The organism is Pseudomonas sp. ICMP 8385, from assembly GCF_002699915.1.
Classification (GTDB): domain Bacteria; phylum Pseudomonadota; class Gammaproteobacteria; order Pseudomonadales; family Pseudomonadaceae; genus Aquipseudomonas; species Aquipseudomonas gessardii.
On record NZ_LKBY01000113.1, the window covers coordinates 80554 to 107541 of the forward strand.

The 26988-nt window shown below is 59.4% G+C and carries 33 protein-coding genes; 25 read left to right on the top strand and 8 right to left on the bottom strand.

Features of this window, described 5'->3' with window-relative positions; translation table 11 throughout:
• Nucleotides 1-262 precede the first annotated feature (262 nt).
• From AO268_RS20790 to AO268_RS20815, 6 genes are all read left to right on the top strand, one after another.
• The gene (locus tag AO268_RS20790) at nucleotides 263-1039 is read left to right on the top strand and encodes a CbbQ/NirQ/NorQ/GpvN family protein (RefSeq protein ID WP_099169698.1); all 777 of its coding nucleotides are present in this window, start codon (nucleotides 263-265) and stop codon (nucleotides 1037-1039) included.
• Nucleotides 1023-1589 carry a cytochrome c oxidase subunit 3 gene (locus AO268_RS20795; protein WP_099169699.1) on the top strand — a complete coding sequence of 189 codons (567 nt, stop codon included), beginning with the start codon at nucleotides 1023-1025 and terminating at the stop codon, nucleotides 1587-1589. Before AO268_RS20790 ends, AO268_RS20795 begins: the two co-directional genes overlap by 17 nt.
• A gap of 2 nt (nucleotides 1590-1591) precedes the next feature.
• Nucleotides 1592-1807 carry a cytochrome C oxidase subunit IV family protein gene (locus AO268_RS20800; RefSeq protein WP_099169700.1) on the top strand — a complete coding sequence of 72 codons (216 nt, stop codon included), beginning with the start codon at nucleotides 1592-1594 and terminating at the stop codon, nucleotides 1805-1807.
• 107 nt (nucleotides 1808-1914) lie between these two features.
• A complete protein-coding gene (locus tag AO268_RS20805) occupies nucleotides 1915-2433 on the top strand; it encodes a sigma-70 family RNA polymerase sigma factor (protein WP_099169807.1) in 519 nt (172 codons plus the stop codon).
• Entirely contained in the window at nucleotides 2430-3365 is a 936-nt protein-coding gene (locus AO268_RS20810) for a FecR domain-containing protein (protein ID WP_099169701.1), read from the top strand. Before AO268_RS20805 ends, AO268_RS20810 begins: the two co-directional genes overlap by 4 nt.
• 222 nt (nucleotides 3366-3587) lie before the next feature.
• Entirely contained in the window at nucleotides 3588-5978 is a 2391-nt protein-coding gene (locus tag AO268_RS20815; protein ID WP_099169702.1) for a TonB-dependent receptor, read from the top strand.
• A 20-nt stretch (nucleotides 5979-5998) separates the two neighbouring features.
• Here the strand turns inward: AO268_RS20815 and sctU are convergent, their stop codons facing one another.
• The 8 genes from sctU to sctN all read right to left on the bottom strand — a co-directional run bounded on the left by sctU (nucleotide 5999) and on the right by sctN (nucleotide 12600).
• On the bottom strand, nucleotides 5999-7057 hold the full coding sequence (gene sctU, locus AO268_RS20820; protein WP_099169703.1) for a type III secretion system export apparatus subunit SctU: 1059 nt from the start codon (nucleotides 7055-7057) through the stop codon (nucleotides 5999-6001).
• A complete protein-coding gene (sctT, locus tag AO268_RS20825) occupies nucleotides 7054-7842 on the bottom strand; it encodes a type III secretion system export apparatus subunit SctT (RefSeq protein WP_076963265.1) in 789 nt (262 codons plus the stop codon). Before sctT ends, sctU begins: the two co-directional genes overlap by 4 nt.
• Complete coding sequence (gene sctS, locus AO268_RS20830) at nucleotides 7839-8105, bottom strand: type III secretion system export apparatus subunit SctS (RefSeq protein ID WP_076963264.1); 267 nt, start codon at nucleotides 8103-8105, stop codon at nucleotides 7839-7841. The genes sctT and sctS overlap by 4 nt, the downstream gene beginning before the upstream one ends.
• 2 nt (nucleotides 8106-8107) lie before the next feature.
• Nucleotides 8108-8761 (bottom strand): type III secretion system export apparatus subunit SctR, encoded by a 654-nt coding sequence (gene sctR / locus AO268_RS20835; protein ID WP_076963263.1) that lies wholly within the window; start codon nucleotides 8759-8761, stop codon nucleotides 8108-8110.
• Nucleotides 8758-9690, bottom strand: coding sequence for a type III secretion system cytoplasmic ring protein SctQ (gene sctQ / locus AO268_RS20840; protein ID WP_099169704.1), 933 nt, complete (start codon nucleotides 9688-9690; stop codon nucleotides 8758-8760). The genes sctR and sctQ overlap by 4 nt, the downstream gene beginning before the upstream one ends.
• Nucleotides 9687-10124 carry a type III secretion system needle length determinant gene (locus AO268_RS32780; RefSeq protein ID WP_176561400.1) on the bottom strand — a complete coding sequence of 146 codons (438 nt, stop codon included), beginning with the start codon at nucleotides 10122-10124 and terminating at the stop codon, nucleotides 9687-9689. The genes sctQ and AO268_RS32780 overlap by 4 nt, the downstream gene beginning before the upstream one ends.
• A 689-nt stretch (nucleotides 10125-10813) precedes the next feature.
• Nucleotides 10814-11281 carry a type III secretion system stalk subunit SctO gene (sctO, locus tag AO268_RS20850; protein ID WP_099169705.1) on the bottom strand — a complete coding sequence of 156 codons (468 nt, stop codon included), beginning with the start codon at nucleotides 11279-11281 and terminating at the stop codon, nucleotides 10814-10816.
• On the bottom strand, nucleotides 11278-12600 hold the full coding sequence (gene sctN, locus AO268_RS20855; RefSeq protein WP_099169706.1) for a type III secretion system ATPase SctN: 1323 nt from the start codon (nucleotides 12598-12600) through the stop codon (nucleotides 11278-11280). Before sctN ends, sctO begins: the two co-directional genes overlap by 4 nt.
• A 193-nt stretch (nucleotides 12601-12793) precedes the next feature.
• Here sctN and sctW point away from each other — a divergent pair, with 193 nt between their 5' ends.
• The 19 genes from sctW to sctC all read left to right on the top strand — a co-directional run bounded on the left by sctW (nucleotide 12794) and on the right by sctC (nucleotide 26987).
• Nucleotides 12794-13669 (top strand): type III secretion system gatekeeper subunit SctW, encoded by an 876-nt coding sequence (gene sctW / locus AO268_RS20860; RefSeq protein WP_099169707.1) that lies wholly within the window; start codon nucleotides 12794-12796, stop codon nucleotides 13667-13669.
• Nucleotides 13650-13925 (top strand): TyeA family type III secretion system gatekeeper subunit, encoded by a 276-nt coding sequence (locus AO268_RS20865; protein ID WP_076963255.1) that lies wholly within the window; start codon nucleotides 13650-13652, stop codon nucleotides 13923-13925. Before sctW ends, AO268_RS20865 begins: the two co-directional genes overlap by 20 nt.
• Nucleotides 13926-13934: 9 nt before the next feature.
• Nucleotides 13935-14306 carry a type III secretion chaperone SycN gene (gene sycN, locus AO268_RS20870; RefSeq protein WP_076963254.1) on the top strand — a complete coding sequence of 124 codons (372 nt, stop codon included), beginning with the start codon at nucleotides 13935-13937 and terminating at the stop codon, nucleotides 14304-14306.
• Complete coding sequence (locus AO268_RS20875) at nucleotides 14303-14668, top strand: YscX family type III secretion protein (RefSeq protein ID WP_076963253.1); 366 nt, start codon at nucleotides 14303-14305, stop codon at nucleotides 14666-14668. Before sycN ends, AO268_RS20875 begins: the two co-directional genes overlap by 4 nt.
• A gap of 11 nt (nucleotides 14669-14679) precedes the next feature.
• Nucleotides 14680-15018, top strand: a complete 339-nt coding sequence (locus tag AO268_RS20880; RefSeq protein ID WP_269668759.1) for a type III secretion protein — start codon at nucleotides 14680-14682, stop codon at nucleotides 15016-15018.
• Complete coding sequence (gene sctV / locus AO268_RS20885; protein WP_099169709.1) at nucleotides 15002-17128, top strand: type III secretion system export apparatus subunit SctV; 2127 nt, start codon at nucleotides 15002-15004, stop codon at nucleotides 17126-17128. Before AO268_RS20880 ends, sctV begins: the two co-directional genes overlap by 17 nt.
• The gene (locus tag AO268_RS20890; protein WP_076963250.1) at nucleotides 17125-17559 is read left to right on the top strand and encodes an LcrR family type III secretion system chaperone; all 435 of its coding nucleotides are present in this window, start codon (nucleotides 17125-17127) and stop codon (nucleotides 17557-17559) included. Before sctV ends, AO268_RS20890 begins: the two co-directional genes overlap by 4 nt.
• Nucleotides 17560-17601: 42 nt before the next feature.
• On the top strand, nucleotides 17602-17880 hold the full coding sequence (locus AO268_RS20895) for an LcrG family type III secretion system chaperone (protein WP_099169710.1): 279 nt from the start codon (nucleotides 17602-17604) through the stop codon (nucleotides 17878-17880).
• 10 nt (nucleotides 17881-17890) lie between these two features.
• On the top strand, nucleotides 17891-18820 hold the full coding sequence (locus tag AO268_RS20900; protein ID WP_176561401.1) for a virulence-associated V antigen: 930 nt from the start codon (nucleotides 17891-17893) through the stop codon (nucleotides 18818-18820).
• A 9-nt stretch (nucleotides 18821-18829) separates the two neighbouring features.
• Complete coding sequence (locus AO268_RS20905; protein WP_076963248.1) at nucleotides 18830-19336, top strand: SycD/LcrH family type III secretion system chaperone; 507 nt, start codon at nucleotides 18830-18832, stop codon at nucleotides 19334-19336.
• Nucleotides 19317-20483 carry a type III secretion system translocon subunit SctE gene (gene sctE, locus AO268_RS20910; RefSeq protein ID WP_076963247.1) on the top strand — a complete coding sequence of 389 codons (1167 nt, stop codon included), beginning with the start codon at nucleotides 19317-19319 and terminating at the stop codon, nucleotides 20481-20483. The genes AO268_RS20905 and sctE overlap by 20 nt, the downstream gene beginning before the upstream one ends.
• Nucleotides 20484-20493: 10 nt before the next feature.
• Nucleotides 20494-21384, top strand: coding sequence for a YopD family type III secretion system translocon subunit (locus AO268_RS20915; protein WP_306474143.1), 891 nt, complete (start codon nucleotides 20494-20496; stop codon nucleotides 21382-21384).
• Nucleotides 21385-21506: 122 nt separating this feature from the next.
• Complete coding sequence (locus AO268_RS20920; RefSeq protein WP_076963246.1) at nucleotides 21507-21950, top strand: type III secretion system chaperone; 444 nt, start codon at nucleotides 21507-21509, stop codon at nucleotides 21948-21950.
• Nucleotides 21951-21957: 7 nt separating this feature from the next.
• Entirely contained in the window at nucleotides 21958-22203 is a 246-nt protein-coding gene (locus AO268_RS32450) for a T3SS regulon translocated regulator ExsE family protein (RefSeq protein WP_141562834.1), read from the top strand.
• On the top strand, nucleotides 22200-22610 hold the full coding sequence (locus tag AO268_RS20930) for a YscW family type III secretion system pilotin (protein ID WP_099169712.1): 411 nt from the start codon (nucleotides 22200-22202) through the stop codon (nucleotides 22608-22610). The genes AO268_RS32450 and AO268_RS20930 overlap by 4 nt, the downstream gene beginning before the upstream one ends.
• A gap of 347 nt (nucleotides 22611-22957) precedes the next feature.
• The gene (locus AO268_RS20935; protein WP_076963316.1) at nucleotides 22958-23773 is read left to right on the top strand and encodes a helix-turn-helix transcriptional regulator; all 816 of its coding nucleotides are present in this window, start codon (nucleotides 22958-22960) and stop codon (nucleotides 23771-23773) included.
• Between the two features lie 118 nt (nucleotides 23774-23891).
• Nucleotides 23892-24725, top strand: coding sequence for a T3SS regulon anti-activator ExsD domain-containing protein (locus AO268_RS20940; RefSeq protein WP_076963243.1), 834 nt, complete (start codon nucleotides 23892-23894; stop codon nucleotides 24723-24725).
• Nucleotides 24726-24747: 22 nt separating this feature from the next.
• Nucleotides 24748-25170 carry a YscB family type III secretion system chaperone gene (locus AO268_RS20945; RefSeq protein ID WP_076963242.1) on the top strand — a complete coding sequence of 141 codons (423 nt, stop codon included), beginning with the start codon at nucleotides 24748-24750 and terminating at the stop codon, nucleotides 25168-25170.
• A complete protein-coding gene (gene sctC, locus AO268_RS20950) occupies nucleotides 25158-26987 on the top strand; it encodes a type III secretion system outer membrane ring subunit SctC (protein WP_099169713.1) in 1830 nt (609 codons plus the stop codon). The genes AO268_RS20945 and sctC overlap by 13 nt, the downstream gene beginning before the upstream one ends.
• Nucleotide 26988 lies beyond the last annotated feature (1 nt).

Below are 26988 nucleotides of genomic sequence, written 5' to 3' on the forward strand. Positions count from 1 at the left end.
GAAAGGGCCAGGGCCAGCGCGCAGCTGAGCCTGGCCAGCGTCAGTACGTAGGGTGTTTTGTTGCGAGTCAGCATTCCATATCTCCTCAGGCAAGACCTTTGCGATCTGGGTAGAGCGCAGGTTCTTAGTGCCAGCAGAGACTATGTCGCGGCGGGTGGATGACCGCTTGACGGCGATCAAGTTTGCCTTGAGTACGGCTTGCCAGGTTGTCGCAGGCCCCCGTAGCGTGGCCGTCAAACCCGTTGTCCATGCAAGGTGCCCCATGAGCGAACCCTTCTACCAAGCCGTCAATAACGAACACGAGCTGTTCGAGCACGCCTGGCGCCACCGCATGCCGGTGCTGATCAAGGGCCCGACCGGCTGCGGCAAGACCCGCTTTGTGCAGCACATGGCCCACCGCCTGCAATTGCCGTTGTACACCGTGGCCTGCCACGACGACCTCAGCGCCGCCGACCTGATCGGCCGTCACCTGATCGGCGCCCAGGGCACCTGGTGGCAGGACGGCCCGCTGACCCGCGCGGTGCGTGAGGGGGGCATCTGCTACCTGGACGAAGTGGTCGAGGCCCGCCAGGACACGGCCGTGGTCCTGCACCCGGTGGCCGACGACCGTCGCGAGCTGTTCCTGGAGCGCACCGGCGAAGTGCTCAAGGCGCCGCCGTCATTTATGTTGGTGGTGTCCTACAACCCCGGTTACCAGAACCTGCTCAAGGGCATGAAACCCAGCACCCGCCAGCGTTTTGTGGCGATGCGCTTTGGCTATCCTGCGACAGTGGAAGAAGAGCGCATCGTCGCCCGCGAAGCCCAGGTGGACAGCGCCTTGGCGGCCCAGGTGGTGCGCCTGGGGCAGGCCTTGCGCCGGCTTGACCAACATGACCTGGAAGAGGTGGCGTCCACCCGCTTGCTGATCTTCACCGCCCGCCTGATCGCCGCCGGCATGCCCCCGCGCCAAGCCTGCCTGGCCTGCCTGGCCGAAGCGCTGAGCGACGACCCGCAAACCGTCGCGGCGCTGATGGACGTGGTTGATGTTCACTTCAGTTGAACGGCGGCTGCCGGGTGACCTGGCGATGTGGTTGTTCATCCTCGCCGAACTCTCGGTGTTCGCGATCCTGATCCTCGCCTTTGCGGTGACCCAGGCACTACGGCCCGAGGTCTTTGCCGAAGGCCGCGCACAGCTGGACACCTCCAGCGGCCTGGCCATGACCCTGAGCCTGCTGACCGCCGGCCTGTTGGCGGCGTTGGCACAGCAACAGGCACTTGCCGGCCACCCACGGCGGGCGGGCGGGTTGTTGACGCTGGGGCTGTCGGTGGCGATGGGGTATGTGTGGATCAAACTCGGCGAGTACGGGCACCTGGCCGCTGCCGGGCTGGGCCTGGAGCACAGCACATTCTTTACCCTGTACTGGATTCTGACCGGGTTTCATTTTTTGCATGTGCTGCTGGGGATGGTGATCCTGGCGTGGTTGGGCTTGCGCTGCTGGCGTGGAGCTTATGGGCCGGGGCGCCAGGCGGGGTTGGAGTCCGGGGTGTTGTATTGGCATATGGTGGATCTGGTGTGGGTCGTACTGTTTCCGTTGGTGTACGTGTTGTGACGATGCTGGCGTGCTGGGCCGCGTTGGTGCTGCTGAGCGTGGGCACCGTCATGTCCGGCGCTGCGGGGTGGTGGTGGATCGTGCTGCTGGCAGCGGTGGCCAAGGCCTGGGTGATTGCTGATGGGTTTATGGAACTGCGGCATGCGCCCTGGGGATGGCGCGCCGCGATGTGGGCGTGGCCGGTGGTGTTGGTAGGGGGGATTGTGGTGATGCGTTGAGGCGCTCCACCCGTCTACCCGGCAAAAAGAACATGGTGCCGCGCAGGGATATTAAATAGAATGAATCTCATTTGGGACTCACTCGCGCCGCCCAGGGTTCGCTTGCCATGACTGATGCTGTATCGCCAACGACCACCGCCGAACCCAGCCTGAGCACCTTGTACCGCGACCACCGCAGTTGGCTGGAAAGCTGGCTGCGTCGGCGCCTGGGCAATGCCTGGGATGCCGCCGACCTGAGCCAGGACACCTTCCTGCGGGTGCTGGCCAGCGCCCAGCCGGTAGCGCAATTGCAGGAACCACGGGCCTATCTGGTGACGGTGGGCAAGCGCTTGCTGGTCAATTTTCATCAACGCCGCAGCCTGGAGCAGGCCTATCTGAATGCCCTGGCATGCCTGCCTGAAGCATGCGTGCCCTCGCCGGAGCAGCGCTGGTTGCTGCTGGAAACCCTGCAGGCCCTGGATGAATTGCTCGACGGCCTGGCGCCGGTGGTGCGCCGGGCGTTTCTCTGGAGCCAGCTCGAAGGCCTGGGCTACCGGGAGATTGCCGAGCGCCTCAAGGTCTCGCAGCGCACGGTCAAGCGCTATATGGCCCAGGCCTACGAGCATTGCCTGTTGGTGGAACTGTGAGCCGTACCCCAGCGGATGTGGCGCGGGCCGCGGCGCACTGGCTGGCGCTGTTGGAGTCCGGCACCGCTGGCGAGCGCGACCACACCGGCTTGCAGCAATGGCGCGACAGCCACCCCCAGCACGAACAGGCCTGGCAAAAGGCGCAACTGCTGCGCCAGCGCTTTGCCGACCTGCCGGCCTCCCTGGCCATGGCCAGCCTCGACCGCCCGCAACCGGGCCGGCGTGCCGTGCTCAAGCGCGCCCTGGGCGTGGCGGCACTGGTGCCGGCGGCCTGGCTGCTCAGTCGCCAGCTCCCCCTCGACGTATGGCGTGCTGACCTGCACACCGCTACCGGCGAGCGCAAACGTGTGCCATTGGCCGATGGCAGCGTCCTGCAAATGAACACTGCCAGTGCCGTGGATGTGGACCTCGCCCGGCGACGCCTGACCCTGGTCGATGGGGAAATGGCGCTGAACGTGCCAGGGACGGCGGCGCTGACGGTTCACACCCGTTATGGCCAGGTTATCGCCAGCCAGGCTGAGGTTTGTGTGCGTCAGTGGGCAAACGCTTGCCTGGTGTCGGTGCTCAAGGGCCAGGTCCACGTGCTCGATGGGGCTGGGCGTAGCGCCCGGGTCCAAAGCGGGCAACAGATACGCCTACAGCCCACAGGGCTGGGCGTACCAATGCCATTCGACGTGCTGCAACCGGGCTGGCGCGACGGGGTACTGACCGCGCAGAACCAGGGGCTGGGTGATTTCCTGCGTGAGCTGGACCGCTATCGCCCGGGCGTCCTGCGCTGGGATCCGAGCCTGGAAGGCTTGCGCGTCACCGGCAGTTTCCGCCTGGACGACACCGACCGCATCCTCAGCCTGCTGGCCACCACCCATGGGCTGCAGGTGCAGTTTCGCACGCGGTATTGGGTCACGCTGGCACCGCGTAGACCCCTGGCTTGACCACGATTTAATTGTTGATGCAGATCCAATGTGGGAGCGGGCTTGCTCGCGAAGGCGCAGGGTCAGCCAACTCATTTATGTCTGATACACCGCTATCGCGAGCAAGCCCGCTCCCACACAAGCCCGCCCCACAGGGGATTCCACAGGTTTTGCAATCCCGTGTCCCCTTTTTTCGGCTCGCCTGTCATCCAAGGCAAGTGAACGAAAACAGAGAGCCTTTTAATGCCCGTCGTCCCGCCATCGTTGTTGCGCCTGAGTTTGCTGCTGAGCCTGAGTGCCAGCCCGTTGTTGATTCCTGTGAGCTGGGCCGAGGACGCGGCCCGACGCAGTTATCAGGTGCCCGCCGGCAGCCTGGGCAGTGCCTTGACTCGCTTTGCCGGGCTGGCCGGGGTCAATCTGTCGGTCGATCCGGCCCTGGTCAGCGGCCGCCAAAGCGCCGGGGTCTGGGGTGAGTTTGCCGTCGAGGAAGGCTTCGCGCGCCTGCTGCAAGGCTCGGGCCTGCAATTGCGGGCGGTGGGGGAGCGCGCCTACACCCTGATCCCCGCGCCACAGGGCGGTGTCTACCAGTTACCGGCCACCTCGATTCTCGGGGCGGCGGCCACACCGGTCGCCGAAACCTACGCCGGTGACCAGGTCACACGCAAAGGTGCCCAGGGTATGCTCGGCGACGGCGATTTTATGGATACGCCGTTCAACCTCACCTCCTATACCGCCAAGGCGGTGAAAAACCTACAGGCGCGCACCCTCGGCGAGATGGTTGCCAGCGACCCTTCGGTACGCATCACCAACCCGGCCGGTGGGCGTTTCGAGCAGTTCTCGGTGCGCGGGTTCAGCCTGTTCAACAGCGATGTGTCCTACGGCGGCCTGTATGGCGTGTTGCCGACCTACGCCATCGACATGGAAATGGTCGAGCGCGTCGATATCCTCAAGGGCCCCGGCGCCTTGCTCGGCGGCATCGCGCCTCGGGGCAGCATCGGTGGCGGGATCAATATCGAGCCCAAGCGCGCCGCCGACACGCCGCTCAGCGAGTTCACCGGCAGCTATGCCTCGGCCGGGCAGTTCGGCGGTGCGGTGGATATCGGCCGGCGGTTTGGCGATGAGCAGCAGTTTGGCGTGCGCTTCAATGGCGTGAAGCAAGCCGGCGATACCGAGTGGGATCACCAGGAGGTGGACCGCGAAATGACCGTGATCGGCCTCGATTATCGCCAGGAGCGGGTGCGCCTGTCCCTCGACCTCGGGCGCCAGGAACGCACCGCCGATGCACCCCAGGAACGTGTGGAAGTCGCCAAGGGCAGCGTGATGCCCAAGGCCCGCGAGATCCGCGACAACTTCGCCCAGTCCTGGACCTACTCCCATACCAAGGACACCTTTGGTGCGGTGCGTGGTGAGTTCGATGTCAGCGATTCACTGATGGTCTATGCCGCCGCCGGCGCACGCAAAGGTAACTACGACTTCCTGCGTCATGGCGTGCAGGCAACCCAGAGCAATGGCGACTTCACCGTGGTGCCGCGCAGTTTCCGCCGTGACGAAGACGTCAAGACCGTCACCGTCGGCGCGCGCAGTTGGTTCGACACTGGCCCCGTAGGGCATACCCTCAATGTCAGCCTCAATCAGTTCAATATGGATTTCGACAATGCCGGCGAGCGTTACACCCCCGGCAAGAGCAACCTCTACAACCCGGTAGTCTTGCCCCACCCAGGCCAGGCCGTGCGCTGGGACACCAGCACCCACACCGAAAACCGCTTCACCAGCCTGGCCCTGGCCGACACCCTGGCGTTGTTCGATGAACGGGTGCTGCTGACCCTTGGCGCGCGCCTGCAAAAGGTCCAGGTCACCTCCTGGAGCAATGGCATCAAGGATCAGCCGGAGTACGACGAACAAGCGACCTCGCCAGCCCTGGGCCTGGTGGTGAAAGTCACCGACCAGCTGTCGCTGTACACCAACTACATGGAAGGCCTGAGCCAGGGCGAGACCGCACCGTCGAGTGGGGTGCGCAATGAAAACGCGATCTTCCCGCCGACCAAGAGCAAGCAGGTGGAAGTCGGCGCCAAGTACGACATGGGCAGTTTTGGCCTGACTGCCAGTGTGTTCCAGATCAAGCAGCCGGCCTATGGCATCGACAGCCAGGGGTTCTTCAAACCCAATGGCCAACTGCGCAACCAGGGCGTTGAGCTGAACATGTTTGGCGAGCCGCTGGCCGGCGTGCGCCTGCTGGGCGGGGTGATGCTGCTCGACAGCGAGCAGACCAAGACTGCCCAGGGGCTCACGGATGGCAAGCGCGGCACCGGTGCGCCGATCGCCAATGTCAACCTGGGTGCCGAATGGGATGTGCCACGCCTGCAAGGCCTGACCCTGACCGCCCGCGCGATCCACACCGGCGCGCAGTACCTGGATGCGGCCAACCAGCAGAAAATCGACAACTGGGAACGCTATGACCTGGGCGCGCGCTACACCTTCAAGGTCAAGGAAAACCCGGTGACCCTGCGGGCCACTGTGGAGAACGTGCTGGATACCACGTATTGGGCCTCGGCAGCGACCTCCAGCGACAGTGCGCCAGGCCTGACCCTGTCTACGCCGCGTACGTGGCTGGTATCGGCTACCGTCGGCTTCTGAAAGCTTCCCAGGGCGCCGGCTTACAGCACTGACGGTGGTATCTGTTGCTGGCTGTCGAGCCAGCGCAGAACCTCGGCGGTGGTTTGAATCAGGTCGGCGGGAATGTACTGGTCGACATGGCCATCCTGATACAACGCCCGAGCCAAGGGGACACGCTGCAACACCGGGATGCCTTCTTCCTCGGCAATACGACGCACTTGCAGGGCCAGGGCCTCGGTGTGTTTCAAGGTGACGACGGGCAAGGGCGTCTCGCCTTTCACGTAGCGAAGGCCAATTGCAATGTGGGTGGGGTTGGCGACAATCACCGAGGAGCGTTTGACGTCTGCGCGCAGGTTGCTTGACTGCAACTCCTGATGAAACTGACGTCGTTTGCTTTTGATCTCTGGGCTGCCTTCCATCTCTTTGTATTCGCGTTTGATTTCGTCCTTGCTCATGCGCAACTGCTTGTTGTGCTCGTAGCGCTCGAAGGCATAGTCGAGCGCCGAGATCACCACAAACCCCACGCCGCAAATCAGCATCAATTGGCCAAGCAATAAACCGATCACCGGTGCAATGCAACTCAGTCCGCAGGCGGGCAGCCTGATCAGGGTGTCCAGGTTGCCGGCCAGGGTTGTCCAGACCAGCACCGACAACAGGGTCACCTTGATGAGCGACTTGAGGAAGTCGACAAGGCTGCGCATCGAGAAGATCTTCTTGGCGCCCTCTATCGGATTGATCTTTTTCAGGTCGGGCATGATCGACTCGCCGCTGAGCAGAAAGCCGTACTGCAACAGGTGGGCGGCGATGACGGCCAATGCGGCAACGACCAAGAATGGCAGGCAGAGGTAGACCATTTCCTGGAACAGGTTTTCCACCATTAACTGCAGGGCCAGCCCGAACGGCAGGTTGAGATACGACTCGGGCATCAGCATCAGTTGCCCGAGGTGCTCCATGTAGTAATCGCTGAAGCTGGCGAGCGTGGCAATCAGAGCCAGAATCAGCACCGTGGACACCACTTCCTTGCTTTTGACCACCTGGCCTTTGGCTCGCGCATCGCGGAGCTTCTTCGGCGTGGGCTGTTCACTTTTCTCGGCGCTCATGGCGTTTCCAGCACTGGGCGTAGATGACGGAGCGGGTCGATGGCGATCAGCAAGCTGTCATAGGCGTGCGCCATCAACACGTTCAGGTAAATCACCAACAACAGACTGGCGACGATACTTTTGATCGGCATGGCGAGGATGAACACATTCAAGGACGGGGCAAAGCGACTGATCAGGGCCAGGCCGAACTCGGCCAGGAACATGGCGATCAGCAGCGGAGCCGCCAACAACAGGCACAGGCGTAGCAGTTGCGAAAACTGGGCGTAGAAAAAGTCCACCCACTGGCTGCCGATATAGGGAAAGAAGGTTGCGACCGGCCAACTGACGTAGCTCTGGAACAGTGCCCCGATCAACGTCAGAAACGCGCCACCGGTAAAAAACAGGGTGATCATGGTTTGTGTCAGCAACAAGCCGGTAGGGCTGGTCTGGCTGCCCAATGTGGGGTTGAGCGTAGAGGCGATGGAGGCGCCGCGCTGGTTGTCAATGATGAACCCGGTGGCCTCGATGGCCCAGAACGGGATCGTGGCGACAAACCCGATCAGCAGGCCGAGCAAGACTTCCTTGCCGATCAGCATGGCCAGGTCTATGCCGTTAAGTGTCATTGGCAGCGTGCCGGCGACTGTCGGGTAGGCAAACAAGGCGAGCGAACAGGCCACGCCGTTACGAACCAGGCCACCCCCGAGCATTTGTTTGCTCAGAATTGGCATGACCACAAAACAACTGATGATTCTGGGCAGCAGTAGGGTGTATGCCAACAGGAGTTGTTGCAGATCCTGAATGCTCATCGCACGAGAGGAATCTTGAGCAGGGTCAATTCGGCAAATGCGTAGAGTTCGTTACCCATCCATCCCGCCGTGGCAAACAGGGTAATGACAACGGCGATCAGCTTGGCGACAAAGCCCAGGGTCTGCTCCTGAATTTGGGTCAGTGCTTGTACCAGTGACACCAGCGTGCCGACGGCGGCCGCCATGAGCACGGTGGGCATGGACAGAATCAGGACCAGCCACAGGCTCTGGCTGGTGAAATGGAGGATTTCGGCGTTATTCACTCTCAGCCTCCGTAACTGATGACAAGGCCGTGGGTCAACCGCGCCCAGCCGTCCAGCAGGACAAACAACAACAGTTTGAACGGCAAGGAAATGGTCATCGGTGAAACCATCATCATCCCCATGGCCAGCAGGATGTTGGAAATGATCAGGTCAATGGCAATGAAGGGCAGGTAAATCAGAAAGCCGATTTCAAAGGCGCGCGTCAGTTCACTGACCGTGAAGGCGGGCAGCAAGATGAGCAAACTGTCGGGTTCGAGTCGATCGGCATACTCGCTGGGCCAGACCTGGCGGGTACTGTCGACGAAGAACGCATGTTCACGGGCCTGGATCTGTCTCTTCAGAAAGGACCGATAAGGCTCCATGCCTTCATCGAGGAACTGTTCCACCGACTGGCTGTTGTTCAGGCTGACATCGTGGGTGCGCAGATAGTCGCGGGTCGCGAAACCGACAGGAGCCATCACGTACAGGCTCAAGATGATTGCCAGGCCATACATGGCCATGTTCGGTGGAATCTGTTGTACGCCCAGCGCGTTGCGAAGCAGTGAGAAGACCACCGTCATCTTGATAAATGAGGTGGCCATGACCGCAATGAAAGGTAGCAATGCCAGCAGCGCCAAGCCAAAGATCAGACTGAGTTCGTCAGGCAATTGAATCATGCGGGCAGATCCTGCAGCAGGCGGTTGACCCGCACACCAAGGCGATCCTGAATACTCACCAGCTCACCCGTTCCCACGCAGCGATGGTTGACCAGGATCCGCACTTCGCCGTCGAGCGGCGAGGCGAGGTCAATCAGTGACCCCGGTTGCAGGGTCGCGAGGCTGTGCAGATCGAGCGTCTGACGACCGACTTCGAAGCTGACCTGAACGGGCAGTTGATCAAGGTGGGTCAGCTCATTGGGGGTTTCGAGGGGGGCATCATTGTGCATGGCAAGCAGTTCCAGTTGAGATTCATGGTGGCGAAAGTGCGCCCAGGGGCGATCTTCGACGACACCGAGCAAAGGGCTCGTAGCGTCGTGGCGTGCAGGCAGCAAGAGCAGGTCCCCGGTAGCCAATGAGTGCAGTTGCGCGGGGAGTAGACTGATCGGCCCCCATTGCAACGAAAGCCGCAACAGAACCGCGTTCAGCTCTGCGAGCGGGCGGGCGGGCACGCAGGCAAGTACCGCGCTTGGGTCACTCTCCAGCCATACAACCAGGTGTTGTGTACCGCGTGTCAGGGTTAATGCCAGTGTGGGCGTGCCGAGATCGGGGTCGTCGGTGCACGGCTGTATGCTCTTCCAGGTGAGTCCTGGCAAAACGACGCTTTCCAACTCCAGCAGCGCCAATTGCAGTGGCAATGGCAGGCTGCTGAGCGCCGCTTCTTGCAGGTGGGGTTCAAGCCACGCGGCCAGGGGGGCGCTGTGGCATCGCCAATGCAACAGCAAACCTTGCCAGTGGAGGCTCAGTCGTACATCCAGCGAGTCGGGCGGCACAAGGATCGCCAGGCGGGCCTCCCCCTGCGCGAGTGGATAGCGGCGGCGGCAACGACTGAGTTTTTGTTGCAGGGCCAGTTCCCGGGGGGCGGCCCGAGGAAGTGTCAGGCTGCTCATGAATCCTGCTCCCACTCGTCATACACATGCCGGCGTTGTCGTGAGCCCTGATCACCGCCATGTTGCTGTTGAGCAAAAGTCAACTGGATCGGTTGGCCCGGGTGCAGGCGTTGCAAGCGTTCCATCAGGTCGCCACGGGCAAGTTGGAGTTGCAGCAGGCTACCGGGGCTGGCATGTATTTCGACATGCAATTGCCCGCGTGAGTGGTTGAGCTGAACATCGACCTGGCCCAGTTGTGCCAGATTTACCTGAAGCCGCGTACTGCTGCCATTACGGGACTCGCCAGCCTGGATGTGCACCTGCAGGGTTTGCGCCAGTTTGTCGAGGTCCCTGCTGAACGACGGTTGCTCAGTGGTCTTCAGCAAGCGTGCCAGCAGTTTGTCGCCCGGGGTCTGGTGGGTGCCTGAGGCGAGCTTGGGGTCTTCGTCCGCCACATCGAAATGTGCCTGTTCATCTTGTTCGCCAGAGGGGTTTTGTTGATCAGCAGGTGTTTGGACGGGGGCTCTATTGGCAGGAGCGTTTGGTGCTATGGACAGATTTTGCTCCGGGCTCTTCAGAGGCGCTGTGGTGTTGTCACGCTGGTTTGTAGCCGTCAAAGGTCGGTCGGTCGCTGGTACAGACGGGGTGGTCGCCGCTGTGGGAGACGGCTTGGTAGTTTCTGTGGAAGACGGTGTGGTCGCCGCTGTGGACGACGGTGGGGTAGTCGTCGTGTGAGACGGTTTGGTAGTGACTGTGGAAAACGGTGTGGCAATGGCTATGGGAGACTGCAGCATGCAGGCCTGGTCAGGCTCACGGTGTTCGCCGCTTTCCTCATTCGTGGCCTGCCCGCCCGGCGTGTCGGGTTTCGGTGGCAGATCAGGGATGGTCTCGCGCCCCTTGGTATTGGCCGGTTCAGCTGTTCTGGCGTCCTCATCCTGCGGGCTGCAATTGTCCTCAAGCGTTTTTTCGGGTGCGCGGTTACCGAACTTACGCGATGCGTCGATCAGGCGTCGCTCTATCACATCGGGTCTGCTGCCCAGGGCCCGCTCGAATTCGGCCTGGCAATTTTTGTCCGAGGCTACGAGTGCCGGGAGCGATGATGGTGTAAAGACATCTTGTGGCCTATCTGGTGGAGAAATTCTGCTCATGAGGCGGCCTCGGTGCGACGGAACTCTTCGAGTTCTTGTTCTTCTTTGAACTCAAGCAGCATCAACGCCTCAGCGAGGGCGTGGGCGTTCAGCTCGTTGAATTTTGCGACTTGCTGCTGAGCCTCCTGCAACTGGCGCCTGCTCAGGCGCAGGCGTTCGCGCTCCTGGGCCAGGGTTTGCGCCTGTTCGGCGATGGTCTGTTCCAGTGCTGCTTCCTTTTCTCGCAAGCGGGCAACCTGCTGCTGCCATTGCTCCAGTGTTTTGCGGTTTATGGGTTGTGCCTTGCATTGCTCGAACAAACGGGTTTCTTGCGCCTGGCGCCACTGCCGGTATTGTTTGTGATCAGCCAGTGTCGTTTGATGGAGGCGCTGCGCCTCGCCGACCCGCAACTCCTGGCGCTGCAATGCCTGTTCCGCACGCTCGACGCGCAAGCGCTTGATGCGCAACAAAGTAGGGAGTGTCATCGGGTCAGGCTCGCCAGTTGTTCAAGGCAATCGGGCAGGTCACTGGGTTCATGGGTGCCTTGGCGCAGCCAGGCACGAATGGCGTCCATTTTTTCGATGGCCCGATCGGCGACCGGATCCTGACCTTTCTGGTACTCGCCGATCTTGAGCAACAACTCGACTTCTTCGTATCGGGCCAGCCACTCGCGCAACTGGTTGGCGGCATTGCGATGCTCAGGGGTCACTATCTGGTTCATGACTCGGCTCACCGAGCGCAGTACATCGATGGCCGGGTAATGGTTGGATGCCGCCAGCTTGCGCGACAGGATGATGTGCCCATCGAGAATCGAGCGGGTTTCATCCGCTACCGGCTCAGTCATGTCGTCACCTTCGACTAGCACGGTGTACAGCGCGGTGATTGAGCCTTTGTCAGATTGGCCGGCGCGCTCCATCAGCCGCGGCAGGGCGGCGAATACCGAAGGTGGAAAGCCGCGCCGAGTCGGCGGCTCGCCAGCGGCCAGGCCGATTTCGCGCTGGGCCCTGGCAAACCGGGTGACGGAGTCCATCAGCAGCAGCACACGTTTACCCTGGTCGCGAAAGTACTCGGCAATCGTGGTGGCAACAAAGCCGGCCTTGGCGCGCTCCATTGCTGGTCGGTCAGAGGTGGCGACTACCAGTACCGAGCGTTTGAGGCCTTGCTCGCCCAGATCAGACTCGATGAATTCACGCACCTCACGCCCGCGCTCACCGACCAGCGCCAGCACAATGACGTCGACGTCCGCGCTGCGCATCAAGGTCGCCAGCAGAGTGCTTTTACCGCCGCCGGCCGCGGCGAAAATCCCCATGCGTTGTCCTTCGCCGCAAGTCAGCAGGCCGTCGATGGTGCGAACACCAAGGGAAATGGGGCGCTCGATCAGATTGCGGCTCATGGGGTCAGGCGCATCGCGGTAAACCGGGTACCACGCAGCGGGTTCACCCAGGTTGCTGCCATTGAGCGGCTGGCCCAGGCCATCGAGTACCTGGCCCAGCAAGTGATCGCCGACGCCTACCTGGTGCATGGTGCCGGTCGGGCTGACCTCGGTGTTCGAGGAGACACCAAGCATTTCGCCCAGAGGGGTCAGGAGTGCCTGATGTTGCTGGAAACCAATGACTTCAGCCATCAGTGACAGCGAGTGGTCGGGGTTGCGCAATTGGCAAAGCTCACCGATGCGCGCACCGGGCACCACTGCTTTGAGCAGTGTGCCGGTGACTTGCGTGACCCGGCCGCGGATTTGAATCAGCCGACATTTATCGATGGCCTGCAGCATCTGGCCGGTGATGTGTTCGAGTGAGAGGTGCATGGTCGACTTGGGTATGGGGCTAGCGGCCACTATAGATAAAGGCCCGCTTCGGTAATTTCAGTCCCGGTCGCAAGTTTTTAGAAATTGGTTGGTGTAATGCCTAAAAAAAAGCGACCGATTTTGGCAGAGGCAACCGTAGTCCCATTCCTACAATGCCTGTCATGCGTATGTTGTCGGCAAGTGAGTACCCTGTATGGCCATTATTCAGAGCGTTATCCCCGCAGTGTCAGTGCCGGATCGACAGGCTGAGCCGGTCATTGCACGCGAGAGTCGACTGACCGGGAATTTCCAGGGGGAGCGCGTGCAATACATCTCCACCAGTCAGGCGATGGCCGACGCGGCGGAAGAGCTGACCTTCGTATTCTCCGAACGAGTAGAAAAATCTCTGGCCAAGCGCAGCGTCAGTGATGGTCAGGCGCGCCTGAGCGAAATCCTTGAAATGCTTGAGGAGTACCTCAAGAAAGTGCCTGACCTTGAGGCCCGACAAAAGCTCGAAGCGTTGGTTGCGCACCTCGGCAGTGGCCAGTTAAGCAACCTCGCGCAGCTTAAGGCTTATCTCAAGGGATTCTCGCGCGAGGTCAGTCACCAGTTTGTTGCACTGACCTATGCACGCCAGGAACTGGCCGGTAAAACCGCTGCCCGGGCGATGGTCGAGCTTATCGACCAGGCGTTACTGGAAATGGCCCAGGAGCATGGCCAGGCCATCGAGCTGGGCTTGCAGATCGGGCCGTTGGCAAAGGCGGCGGCGGAGCAGGGCGTGGGCGATATCCAGTCACTGCGTGACACCTATCGCGATGCCGTCATGGACTATCGCGGTCTGAGCGCGGCGTGGAACGACATTAATGCGCGGTTCGGCAGTTCGATGCTCGAAGGTGTGGCGGGATTCTTGATGAAAGCCTTGAGCGCCGACCTCGATAGCCAGCAGACCCGGCTCGACCCGGTCAAGCTTGAACGGGTGATGAGCGACATGCACAAGCTGCGGGTGCTGACGAGTATGTCGGATCAGGTCAATGCATTGTGGCAGGCACTGGTGACGGGGGAGCGAGGTCATGGCATACGGGCCTTCTGATCTGATGGGCGGGCTGATTGGGCTGATCGACAAGCGCTGGGCGAGTGTCCAGGACGTGCAGCGATTGATCGTGCCGCTGGGGATCAAGGACGCTGCGCGGCAGATCCATTTCTTTCGTGAGATCAAGCGACTGGTGCGCCTGATCCCTACGGAAATTTTCACCGATGAGGAGCAGCGTCAGAACCTGCTCAATGCCTGTCAGCTGGCGCTGGATCTGGCTATTGACCAGGAAGAAGACGAATGGCAAGCACAATGAGTGAGCAGCATGCACTGGATTGACCAAGCATTGGCGCAGTTCTGTCAGGACCTGGGTGTGGTCGTACCGACCCCGTTGGGGGCGCTCATCCAGCTGGAGTTCGAGGAAACCGGCACGCTGCAACTGGAGCAGCACAACCGCAAGTTGACCTTGTGGCTGGCTGTTGATCTGGAGTGGCATCAGGTTCATCAGGGCGCGGTGCGTGCCTTGGCGATGGTATTTAGCCGCACCGGGCCTGAGCTGCCACTGCGTTGTGGATGGGCTGGTGACACGCGTCTACTGCTATTGATTACCCTGGATGAGCGGCGCGTCAGCGCATTGGTTTTGCATCAGGCGTTGCGCACATTGAGTGCGGCGCGCCAAACGGTGCTTGCGCCGTGAGTCGAATCAGTGCCCCGCACATCGGCATTGAGCACCTGACTGAGGTTGGCGACCAGCATTTCGCATCGGGCTTGCCCGAGCGCTATGTGCTGCCACCTGACGGCCATTGCATTGAGGCCCATCTTGATAATCTGTACCCGGCAGATCTCGCCGGACGTCGTTTGCAGGCGTTTGCCTGCCCCCATGAAGGTTTCCACGCATTACTCCGGCCACAGGCATTTCGCCAGGCCCTGACCGACCTCAAACAGCAAGTCTGTTCATCTGATGCGCCCGAGTTTCAGGCGCTCTCGGCGCTGTTGCAAGCGCGTAGCGAAGATGAGTACTTGCTGCAGATGGCCCTCCATTTGCTGCACAAGGTATGACCCCACCGATGATGTTGAAACCGATACAGCAAAGCCTGTTGCTGTTGCTTGGCTGGCTGCAGCTGCAGTGCGGCCAGCCAGCGCATGCGCGGATATTCCTTGAGGCCCTGTTGGCCGTTGAGCCGACTCATCGTCAGGGGCGTCGGGCGCTGGTGATGGCACTGTTGCAACTGGAGGCGGGCGAGCAGGCCGAGCAACAGTGTGATCGGTTGTTGTCTGAAGGCGAGGAAGACTTCGCGCTGTGGGACTGCGTCAGTCGTGCGTGCCATTTGCAGGGGCGTATTGGTGATGCGCGCGTGGCGCACGAGCGCTTCCTGAGCCTGCGGGAGGCCCATGAACCGGCTCGCTGAATTTTTGAGACTGGCGGGCGAGCGCCAGGACATCATGCTGGCGGTGATGCTGCTGGCGGTGGTGTTCATGATGATCCTGCCGCTGCCACCGTTTCTGCTGGATATCCTGATTGCAATCAACATCACAGTGTCGGTGGTGTTGATGATGATGTCCGTCTACATCAGTTCACCGTTGCAGTTTTCGGTGTTCCCTGCGGTGCTGTTGATAACCACCTTGTTCCGGCTGGCGTTGTCGGTCAGTACGACGCGCATGATTTTGCTGGAGGCCGACGCGGGCCAGATCGTCTACACGTTCGGCAACTTCGTCGTGGGCGGCAATCTGGTCGTGGGTTGCATCATCTTTCTGATCATCACCATTGTGCAGTTCCTGGTAATCACCAAAGGTGCCGAGCGTGTCGCTGAAGTGAGTGCGCGGTTTTCTCTGGATGCCATGCCCGGCAAGCAGATGAGTATCGACGGCGATATGCGCGCCGGGGTCATCGATGTCAATGAGGCGCGTGACCGGCGTGCGGTGATCGAGAAAGAGAGCCAGATGTTCGGCTCAATGGACGGCGCGATGAAGTTTGTCAAAGGTGATGCGATTGCCGGCCTGATCATTATCTTCATCAATATTCTGGCCGGTATCACCATTGGTGTTACCCAGAAGGGCATGACTGCAGGCGACGCCTTGCAGCTCTATTCGGTGCTGACCATCGGCGATGGCATGGTCAGCCAGGTGCCGGCCCTGTTGATTGCCATTACCGCCGGGATCATCGTGACCCGGGACTCCTCGGACGGTACGTCGGATCTGGGCAGTGACATCGGTGATCAGGTGGTGGCCCAGCCCAAGGCATTACTGATTGGGGGGGTATTGCTGCTGTTGTTCGGGCTGATTCCCGGGTTTCCCACTGTCACTTTCATGCTGCTGGCGGTACTGGTGGGTGGGGGTGGTTACTTTATGTTGTTGCGTCAGCGCGGGATGGCTGCCGAGGGTAATCCAAGAGATTTACCAACCTTGCTGGCGCAAGGTGCGGGAGCGGCCTCATCGGCCAAGCCCAAGGCCAAGCCCGCGGGCAACAAGTCCAAGGGCACACGGCTGGGGGATAAGGAAGAGTTCGCGATGACCGTGCCCTTGCTGATCGATGTGGGGGCTAGCATGCAGCAGGAGCTGGAGGCGTTCGCACTCAATGATGAGCTGGTCAGGGTGCGGCGTGCGCTCTATCTGGATTTTGGTGTGCCGTTTCCGGGTATCCATCTACGTTTCAATGAAGGCCTGAAAGACGGTGAATACCTGATTCAGCTGCAAGAAGTGCCGGTGGCCCGTGGGCGCTTGCGCAGCGAACGGCTGCTGGTGCAGGAGCGCGCCACTCAACTGGAGCTCATTGGTGTGCCCTTTGAAGAAGGCGAGCCGGTGCTGCCGGGCAAGCCGACCCTGTGGGTGAGTACCGAGCACCAAGGTCGGCTGGAACGATCCGGCTGCGCCTTCCTGAGCATGGATCAGGTGCTGACCTGGCACCTTTCCCATGTGTTGCGCGAGTACGCCGAAGATTTTATTGGCATCCAGGAAACCCGTTATCTGCTGGAACAAATGGAGCACAGCTATTCGGAACTGGTGAAGGAGGCCCAGCGCATCATTCCGCTGCAACGCATGACTGAAATTCTCCAGCGCCTGGTCGGTGAAGACATCTCGATCCGCAACCTGCGCGCGATTCTGGAAGCGATGGTGGAATGGGGGCAGAAAGAGAAGGATGTGGTGCAGTTGACCGAATACATCCGCAGCAGCCTCAAGCGCTACATCTGCTACAAGTATTCGAGCGGCAACAACATCCTGCCGGCCTACCTGCTGGACCAACAGGTCGAAGAGCAGATCCGTGGAGGCATCCGCCAGACCAGTGCCGGCAGCTATCTGGCGCTCGATCCGGCGGTCACCCAAGCCTTTCTCGAACAAGTCCGGCAGACCGTCGGCGACCTTTCGCAAATGCAGAGCAAGCCGGTGCTGATCGTGTCGATGGACATTCGCCGCTACGTGCGCAAGTTGATCGAAGGCGATTATTACGGCTTGCCGGTGCTCTCCTACCAGGAGTTGACCCAGCAAATCAACATCCAGCCACTGGGCCGGGTGACGTTATGACGCGCGACCCTTTGGTGGGCTGGCTACAGGCACACGGGCATGACACCCGGCCACATTTCTTGCGTCACAGCACACTACCGCTGGGCCGCAAGTTTGTGTATGGCGGCTGCGAACTGGCCTGGCGCTGTGAAGGGGGACGGGTCTGGATCGTCATGCTGCGCCGGGTCGACGGGCGCCATGGCCTGGTCAATTCTTTTGCCGCGCTACATGTGCTGGCCGAGGCGGTTCTCGCGGTGTTGGGCGCGCAAGCCAAGCTCTACGGCAAGGTGCAGGCGATGGCGGACAGCCCGCTGGATGGCACGCGGATGGCGCGTTTCTATCGTCGCTGGACTGGCGCAGCCGAACTGCAGAGCGGTTGGTTCGAGCTGGCGGCCGGGCAGGTGTGTTCGCTACGAACCATCAGAAAACGACAAATAATCGACCGTACCTGACAGGAAGCCAGGCGCTCTATCCCTACTATAGGAGCCATGGATATGTACGACGAACCCTACGCAAAAACCCTTCAGGCTGCCGAGCAGGCCATTGAAGACAATGAGCACCGCGAGCGGTTGCTCAGTGAACTGTGGGAAGGCCTGGCGTTGCCTGCCGAGGTCCGTGACCGGGTCTTTCGCTCACCGGACCAGGTACTTGTACAGAGAGCAGAACAAGAGCTGTTGCAGGAAGTGCGGCGGATGCGCATCAGCCGCCCACCGGTTGCCGATGAAGGAAAACGACAACGGCGTCCGGCGTCGATGCGTGGACTTGTGGTGTAAGGAACCTCTTATGGATATCAGGCATTACCAGCAAGACCTGTCGGGGTTCTTGAATACGTTGCAGACGCTTCCAGCCGATCATTTGCGCGGTCGCGCAACGGATGCACTGGCAGAGCTTAGGGCACTGGTCAGTAACCGCAGCGTCAGCTTTACCCATGCCAACCAGACTCTGTCGGATGCCCAGGTAGAAAAGTTGCTGGCCTATTTTCTGCCGCCTGAATCGAACTTGAAGGGCAGCCTGTATGAGTTGCAAATCAAGTCCGGGATCGAGTCGGTCAAGCAACTGATCAACCAGTACGCCGATGCGAAGCCGGGGCAGCCCTGGCCGTTGAAAGAGTTCCTGGCCAAGGCGCATTTCGGCCTGACCAGTGACCGGATCGATGATGACGTGCGGGGCGTTTATGAAGAGGTTCTGTTGATACAGGATGGCAAGCGTACCGCGCTGCGTGATGACCTCAAGGTTCTGACTGCCGAGCTCAACATCTACAGCAAGATCCAGTCGCAGATCAACGCGAATCTGGCCGCTAAAAAAGAGATCACAATCGAGCCGGGACTCAACCTGTTCGATCGCACCTTATACGGCTACCCCGACGACAAGAGCTGGCAGGCCAGTGCGGAATACACGCTGCTGACAGGGCTCGACACCTATCGCACCGGCACGCTGAGCATCAGAAGCTTCCTCAGTGGCGCACCGAAGGACAGTGGGGCGATGAACCCCGATGACTTACTCAAAAAGTACGAGTTCAAGGACGAGAACAACCCCATCGCCAACTTCGCCACGACGGTGGGCGACCGCTCCCGCCCGATCAACGACAAAGTCAGTGAGAAAACCACGCTGTTGAACGATGTCAACTCTCGCTACAACTCGGCCATCGAGGCCCTGAATCGCTTCGTTCAGAAGTACGACAGCATGATGCGCGACATTCTAAATGCCATATAGGAACGGTTGATGAGCCAGCAAGAACACGATGTGTCTGAGGAATACGAGAAAGAACTGGAAGCGTTTTTGCGCGATGGCGGCACACTGGCCATGCTCAGGAACATCTCCAGCGACAGCCTCGAGCAGCTCTACTCCCTGGCGTTCAATCAATACCAGGCTGGCAAGTGGGATGACGCCCACAAGATTTTTCAGGCGCTGTGCATGCTTGATCATTACGACGTTCGGTTCTTTTTGGGATTGGGCGCGTGCAGGCAGGCTATGGGGCAGCTAGAGCTGGCATTGCAGAGCTTCAGTTACGGCGCGCTGATCGATATCAACGAGCCCAGATTTCCATTTCATGCTGGCGAGTGTCACCTGCGGTTGGGTGATCTCGACGGGGCCGAGAGTGGCTTCTACTCGGCTCAGGCCTTGGCCGCAGCACAGCCGGCACACTCGGTTCTGGCCGAACGTGCAGGCGCCATGTTGGAAGCCGTACTAGCGAGAAAGGATCAACCTAATGAATCCGATAACGTTTGATCGCGTTGCGCTTGCCACGGGGAGCGTTGCTGCAAGCGATCCCGTGGGGCGCCCACGCAATGATCGTGGGGGGGAGGCGCTAACGGTCTCCCGGGTCGAGTCGGATGGCCGATCGGCCGTCACGTCTCAAGGGGTGCAATTGACTGCGCCGTCGGCGGCCAGTCAGCAGCGCCTGGAGGTCGGGACTCGGGCGGACATCAACCGCCTGGTGCAGTCCGTGCGCCAGGATACCGGGCTGGCCCAGCGTTTTGTCGCTGAAACGGCTCGGTTAGGCGTGGCGCGGCTCAGCTCGGTGGAGGATTTCGAGATTGAATTGGCCAAACTGACTGGCGAGCTGGAGTCCACGCAAAAAAAGCTCAAGCTTGAAGAAATCAAGATGGCGCGTGAGCAAAACCTGCAAAAGATCGAGGAAAACCAGAAGAAGATTCTGGAGGCGACCGAGGCTGCAAAAGAAGCCCAGAAGTCTGGCTTGATAGGTAAGATTTTTGGCTGGATCAGTGCCATTGCCTCGATCATCGTGGGTGCCATTCTGGTAGCGACGGGTGTCGGCGCGGCCGCCGGAGCACTGATGATCGCCGGGGGCGTAATGGGTGTCGTTTCCCAGGCTGTGCAACAAGCGGCGAAGGACGGATTGATCAGTAAAGAAGTGATGGAAAAGCTCGGACCGGCTCTGATGGGGATCGAAATCGCCATCGCTGTGATGGCTGCGGTAGTCAGTTTCGGGGGGGCTGCCGTCGGGGCGGTCGCCAAGGTGGGTGCAAAAATCGGTGGCAAGGCTGCCGAGCTCACTGCCAGTCTAGCCGGCAAAGTGGCGGATTTGGGGAGCAAGTTTGGCAACGTGGCCAGTCAGTCTCTGTCCCATGGTGCCAAGCTCGGGATGCAGATTTCCGACATGACCCTGGAGGTCGCCAACGGTGCGGCGCAAACCGCCAACTCGGCGTTTCAGGCCAAGGCTGCCGATAAACAGGCCGATGCCCTGGAGACGCGCTCCGAGCTCACGCAGTTTCAGGCCGTCATGGACAAGCTCAAGGAAGAACTCAGTCGCATGGTCGAGTCTTTTTTGCAGGTCATGGAGCAGATTTTCCAGATGATCAATGCGAAGGGCGACACCCTGCATAACCTTTCCAGCCGTCCTGCGGCTATCTGAGGAACACATCATGATGATTGAAACAGGCTATGGCGCTCACGGGCTGGGTCAGATTGGCAATACTCAGTCGCTGGAAAAAACTCAAGCAGGCGTACGAACCGAAACAGTTCACAGCGCGAATACGGCACTGCCCGGCGAATCGAAGAAGAGCTCGGGTGTCGACCTGATAGCGCCGAGGCAAGTGTTCAAGCCCGAGGGGCTGGGCAGGGTCAGCAGTGAACTCAATGGCAGTGTGGAGCTGATGGTGCTGTTGTTTCGCATCGCGCAGAAGGCCCGCGAGCTGGGGATTATCCAGCGCGACAGCGAGAACACCTCGATCATCAATGCGCAGAAGTCCCAAGTGGACGAAATGCGCAGTGGTTCGAGGCTGATGATTGCGATGGCAGTGATCTCCGGTGTGATGGCCCTGGCATCGGCGGTTACCGGTGCCATTGGTGCGGTCAAGAATGGCAAGGCGATCAGCCAGGAAAAGGTCCTGGAGGGCAACATTGGTCGGCGCAACGAGCAGATCGACGCGAAGATGCAGGAGCTGGGCAAAACCTCGAAGGCCGATCGCATTGAGGTTGGCCGGGAATGGGCCAAGGAGCAGGCGGCCGATACCCGTGCGCTCAAGCTGGCTGGGCAGGGCGTGGATAACCGCAATGCCAAGCTGCAAAGCATCAATGGCGTGAATCAGGCACTTGGGCAGATGTCCAGCAACTCGGTGCAAGTCGAGCAAACGGCTATTCAGGCCAATGCCAAGGAAGATGAAGTCAGCGCGTCAATTGCCCAGAGCGAAAAGCAGAAGGTCGAAGACCAGTTGAGCTACAACGCCAACTTTATGAAAGAGATGCTGCAACTGCTTGCGCAGTACACCCAGAACCACAATCAGGCCTGGCGGGCCGCCGCTGGCGTGGCTTGATCTGATCTTGATATAGGAAAAAAGCCACAGTGATGTGGCTTTTTTCTTAAAAGAAAAGCCCGTCAGTGACAAAACCCGCTCATGTCAGGGTGCTAGCATTCGCCTAGTTCGAGGGGACGTGCATGGATTTGAGGATCAGGGTCAACCGGCTGCTTGCCGAGTTTGCCAATCGCAGTGGCCTTCCCGCTTTGTCGCTGGATGAAGAGGGAATAGCCAGTCTGCTGTTTGACGATAAGTTGGGCGTGACGCTGGTGTTACTGGCAGGACGCGAGCGCTTGGTTATGGAAGCGGATGTGGCGGGAATCGAAACGTTCGGCGACGCAATCTTCCGGCAGTTGGCGAGTTTCAATCGGTACTGGTATCGCTTCGATCTGCATTTTGGTTTTGATGAGGCAGCAGGCCTGGTGCAGCTATACGCCCAGATACCCGCGGCTGAGTTGACCCTGGAACGTTTCGAGGCCACCTTGGCCAACCTGCTTGATCACGCCGAGTTTTGGCAGCAATTGCTGCCGGGATATGAGGGTGGCGACCAAACAATATCCAAGCCCGCCGGTATGAGGGTTTAAGTGAGTCATGAAGATAGAAAGCACTGGCATTTCACCAGCGGCCACGAGTGACGGTGCGCCAATATCTGGAAGCTTTGCCGGGCGCTCGTTCAGTCAGGTGCCCAGTCGCCAGGAGGGAGGCATCAGCGTTGCGCAGTTGGGTCGCTGGCTGGCGGTACAGGTGGAGGTCGATCAACAGAGTGAGCAACATTTGCAGCGTTTGGTCGATGGCGAGATTGCCCCTCTTTATGAGCGCAAGGTTCGTCAACCATGAGGAAGACGCTGCTATTCAGCGTTTTTCTTGCCTTGGGGGGCTGCGTCAGTGTGCCTTCGCCGCCGGCACCGTTGATTGATGTGAGAGGGCAGGTGCGCACGCCTTCACCGATTTCACAACCTGCCTACGTCAGTGTGCGGCTCTACTCGGTGACCCAGCAGCAGCTGCGGCTGGTTGCCCAGGCTCGTTATCGGGTGACGGCGTTGCCGTTGCACTTTGCTTTTCGTCTGATGCCGACGCAGGTGGTCGGTGACAGCTTGCTGGTGCGCAGTGAACTGGCCTGGTCAGATGACGGGGCTGTGCAGTCGAGAAGTTGGCAGTCGGTGGTGCCTGGTGAAAGTATGAATATGCAGCTTGGGCAACTACCCTGCTATCCGAAGTGCACTATTTCGGCGGCGACGAAATGATCTTGAAATATTTTGTATTTATTTAGCGCCTATTGAAATAGAAGGGTGTTTCGATAGGTGGGTAACTAAATAAATTTATCGGGGCTTCGTCTAGTTAAGAGTAATTACTCTAGTGGCTATGATTAATTGCAAGGACGGTTGTCATTGAGTTAGTCATCCTGACTTCATAGAATCAGTGCAGTGTTTGAGCCAAGAGATAGAGAATCCGCCACTGCTAGATTCCAGGCTCTCGCGTCACAGGATTCAAGCGCAAAATCGTCGCGCAGCAGTATTTAGAAGTTGAGTTTCGTACGATGCCTACTTGGGCACCGTACAAATGGTATGTGCAGGTTCGGGGTCACAATAAAATGCAAGGTGCCAGCACACGTGCTCGGAAACAGATAAAGCTGTGCCGGTGGTCTATTCCGACGTTTGAGTTTGTATCGAACGGTGAGGAGGGGATTTATATCCTTATCGAGGGGCAGGTCACGGTTCAAGATTGTAATGCGACAGTTTGTCTCATGCCTGGCGAGCTATTGTTTGCGCGCAGAGGTAACTATGTCGTGAGTACGGGCGAACACGATTGTGTTTTACTTTGGATCCCATTATCGGTTCAGTTTTTACAAAAGTTTGTTCAGCGTTTTGGTTCTTTATTGAGTGAAGTAGAGCGCTGGGATGGGCCGGGGGTTAGTCTCATTGCGTTTGCCAGTACGCCGTTGATGGCGGACTGCATAAAGGGGCTTGAAGGGCTGATGGTGCATGAGCACCCACCGATGCTGGCGTTGTTGCGCGTCGAAGAGTTGTTGATGCTGTTTGCTTTCAGCCCCCAGGGCCCGGCGCTGATGTCAGTATTGCGTCAGCAGGGAAGTCGGCACGTCGAGCGTTTACAGGTGTTCATGGAGCAGCACTACCTCAAGGAGTGGCGGCTCTGCCAGTTTTCCCGAGAGTTCGGAATGGGCTTGACCACGTTCAAGGAGTTGTTCGGGTCGGTCTATGGCGTTTCTCCCCGAGCGTGGATCAGTGAGCGGCGTATCCTCTACTCCCATCATCTATTGCTTAACAGCGAAATGAGCATTGTGGACATCGCAATGGAAAGCGGTTTTTCCAGCCAGTCTTACTTCACTCAGAGCTATCGTCGTCGTTTCGGGTGTACTCCCAGTCGTTCAAGACAAGGAAAAGAATAGCGGCGGACTAAAAAAAAATGACGTTTTTTGCAAGTTTGGTCCGTTGCTCCTCAGTAAGATTGGTCGCAGTGGAAGACGCTGACGGGTGTGCTACGAAACGAGATAGTCAAGGCAGAAGATGAGCCAGGAAGACCAAAATCAAACCCCTCAAGCTGGTATTTTTGCTGGTCGTCGGGTGTTTGTAGTAGGCCGGGATGCCCGCGGTCGAGGCCGGGCAGCTGGGTGTGTATCAGTCAGTGTGTACCGTGAGTCGGGAATTATTAGTGTGCGACAGTTGATCTTGTTGCAACGCTTGCTGCCGCGTGTACGGCTGGAGCAACTGTTCCAGTCCAATTGGCTGCAACAACGCTTGGCCCGTGGCATGGCGCTCGAACGCGGGGATATTCAATTGGTACTGCGTCAGGCCCGCGCCCAGGGTGAGGACTGGTGCAATTGGTTGGGCGACCGGATCAATCTGGCCTCGACTCAGGCCCTCATCGATTGGGTTCTGCTGCCGGTATACAGCTGGTGGGAAAGCCTTTTTGATGAAGCGGTATCCAATTGGCGCCTGGCATTGATCGAGTACGAAACACAGGCACGCCAGTTGCGGATCAAGGCCGAGTTCTGGCGCTTGGTCGGAGAAACCAATGCGCAATTAGCCCAACAGGAACTGGCCAAAATCGCTCAATGTCGGGCAAAGACCGACGCTGAAATTGCCAATATGGTACGCAAGCTGGGCGCGATCTCCGAGCAGGCACAGCTGGCCTGGCCCAATTGGCATCAAGGCATGTCCATGTTGCTGGCTGACGGCAAGCTCGATGGTTTTTCTCCTGTCCCGGTGGTGTTGAGCCCTCTGTGGGAGCCGCTGGCCAGGCTTGACGACGACGCGGGTGCCGCGGATGTCGTTCAGCACTGGCTGTATGAACGTAGCCTGTGCCAGGCGAACGACCACTTTTATTGGCAAGGCTCCTGACTGCCGGATACGCCGAGGAATCATGGAACATTTACTGACTGGATTGGCCGCACGCACGGGCCAAGGGGTTTTTGTGGCCGATCAAACAGGTCGATATCACCTGCGGATCGACGGTCACAGTCTGTTTTTACAACGTCAGGGGGCTGATCTTGTGCTGTCCAGCCCGCTGAACTGGCAAGTTCAGCACTCATCTGCGGCTGAACGTGAAGTGTTGCTGAACCTGTTAGGCCAGGTCACCCGATGGAGTCGACGCTATCCCCAGGCGTTGGCCACCGATGAACAGTCAAACCTGATGCTTGAAGCGCGTCTGGAATTCGCCACCCTGGAACTGGACGACCTGGAGAGAGCGCTATCGGCTCAGGTCGCGATTCTGGAAACGATCAAGCCAGAGCTGTTGATTGCAGGCCTGGAACCGCAGTGGAAACAAACTTTATGGCGTCCCTGAGTGTTTCGCGGTCCTTGAGCCTGGTCTTTGCATTGCTATTGACCGGAACCGCCCAAAGCCAGGATCTGGATTGGCCACAAATCCCCTACAACTATATCGCCCAGGGTGAAAGCCTGCGTGATGTCCTGGCCAATTTCGCGGCTAATTACGACGGCTCGGTGATTGTCAGTGACAAGGTCAATGATCAGGTCAGTGGGCGTTTCGATCTCGATGATCCTCAGTCCTTTGTGCAACTGATGACTTCGCTCTACAACCTGATCTGGTACTACGACGGTGCTGTTCTCTACGTATTCAAGGCCACCGAAATGCAGTCGCGGCTGGTCAAGCTGGAGCAGATCGGCGAAACCGAACTGAGGCAGGCACTGGAAGCTGCAGGTGTCTGGGAGCCGCGATTTGGTTGGCGATCGGACATGCGCGGGCGGTTGGTGTACGTCTCCGGCCCCCCACGGTATCTGGATCTGGTGGAGCAAACGGCCCTGGCTCTTGAGCAGCAGCACGCTCTGCGTATTGAGAAGACCGGAGACCTGGCCGTGGAAATTTTTCCGCTCAAGTATGCGGTCGCTGAGGATCGGCGAATCAAGTATCGCGAAGACGATATTGATGCACCGGGTGTGGCGACCATTCTTGCTCGCGTGCTGAGTGACGCTAACGTGGTGTCGGTGGAAGGCGGGCAAGACAGTCCTCGATTACCGACGCAGTCCGGGCGAGCCGTAGTTCAGGCTGAGCCCTCGCTCAATGCCATTATTGTGCGCGATACCAAGGATCGCATGCCGATGTACCGGCGCTTGATCGCGGCGCTGGATCGTCCTTCGGCGCGAATCGAGGTCGGTTTGTCGATTGTCGACATCAACGCGGAAAACCTCGCCGAACTGGGCGTGGACTGGCGCGTCGGTATAGGCGTCGGCCCAAACAAGCTGATCGACATTCGCACCACCAGCCAGAACATTAGCGGTCAGGGCAACGCCAGTCCTGGTACCACGCGCGAGGCCGGTGCCAGCCTTGTGGATAGCCGGGGGCTGGATTACCTGCTTGCCCGCATCACCTTGCTACAGAGTCAGGGGCGCGCCCAGGTCGGCTCGCGGCCGACCGTGCTGACCCAGGAAAACACCCTGGCAGTGATTGATCACAGCGAAACCTATTATGTCAGCCTTCTTGGTGAGCGGGTGGCTGAACTCAAGGCGATCACCTACGGCACCATGCTGAAACTGACGCCGCGGGTCATCCAGTTGGGTGACAAACCGGAAATCAGCCTCAGCCTGCATATCGAGGACGGTAATCAGAAACCCAACAGCTCAGGGGTGGGTGGGCTTCCCACTATCGCCCGCACCGTGGTCGATACCGTGGCTCGCGTGGGACACGGGCAGAGTCTGTTGATCGGCGGTATCTACCGTGATGAGCTCAGCGAATCCATGCGCAAGGTTCCGCTGCTGGGCGACATTCCGTATCTGGGAGCGTTGTTCCGGTTCAAGTCCAGTTTCACCCGTCGCTCGGTGCGGCTGTTTCTGATCGAGCCGCGCTTGATTGACAACGGGCTAGGCCATTTCGTGGCGTTGGGCAGCAAGCGTGGCTATATGGATCCATTGCTCCAGGTCGATGAGCTGTCGAACCAGAGTCTTTCGTTGCAGAAATTGCTCGGGACTGCGCAGTGCCAGGAACTGGGTCAGGCCCGCGAGCTCCAGCACGTGCTGGCACAGGCAGGCAAGGACTCTTCGCTGATGGCATGCAGCCTGGGCAAGGACACCACGGGCTGGCGTATTGCCGAGGGTGCCTGCGTCGAAGGTGTCGAACAGTGCGTCCGCGCACCGAAGAAGCCCTGAC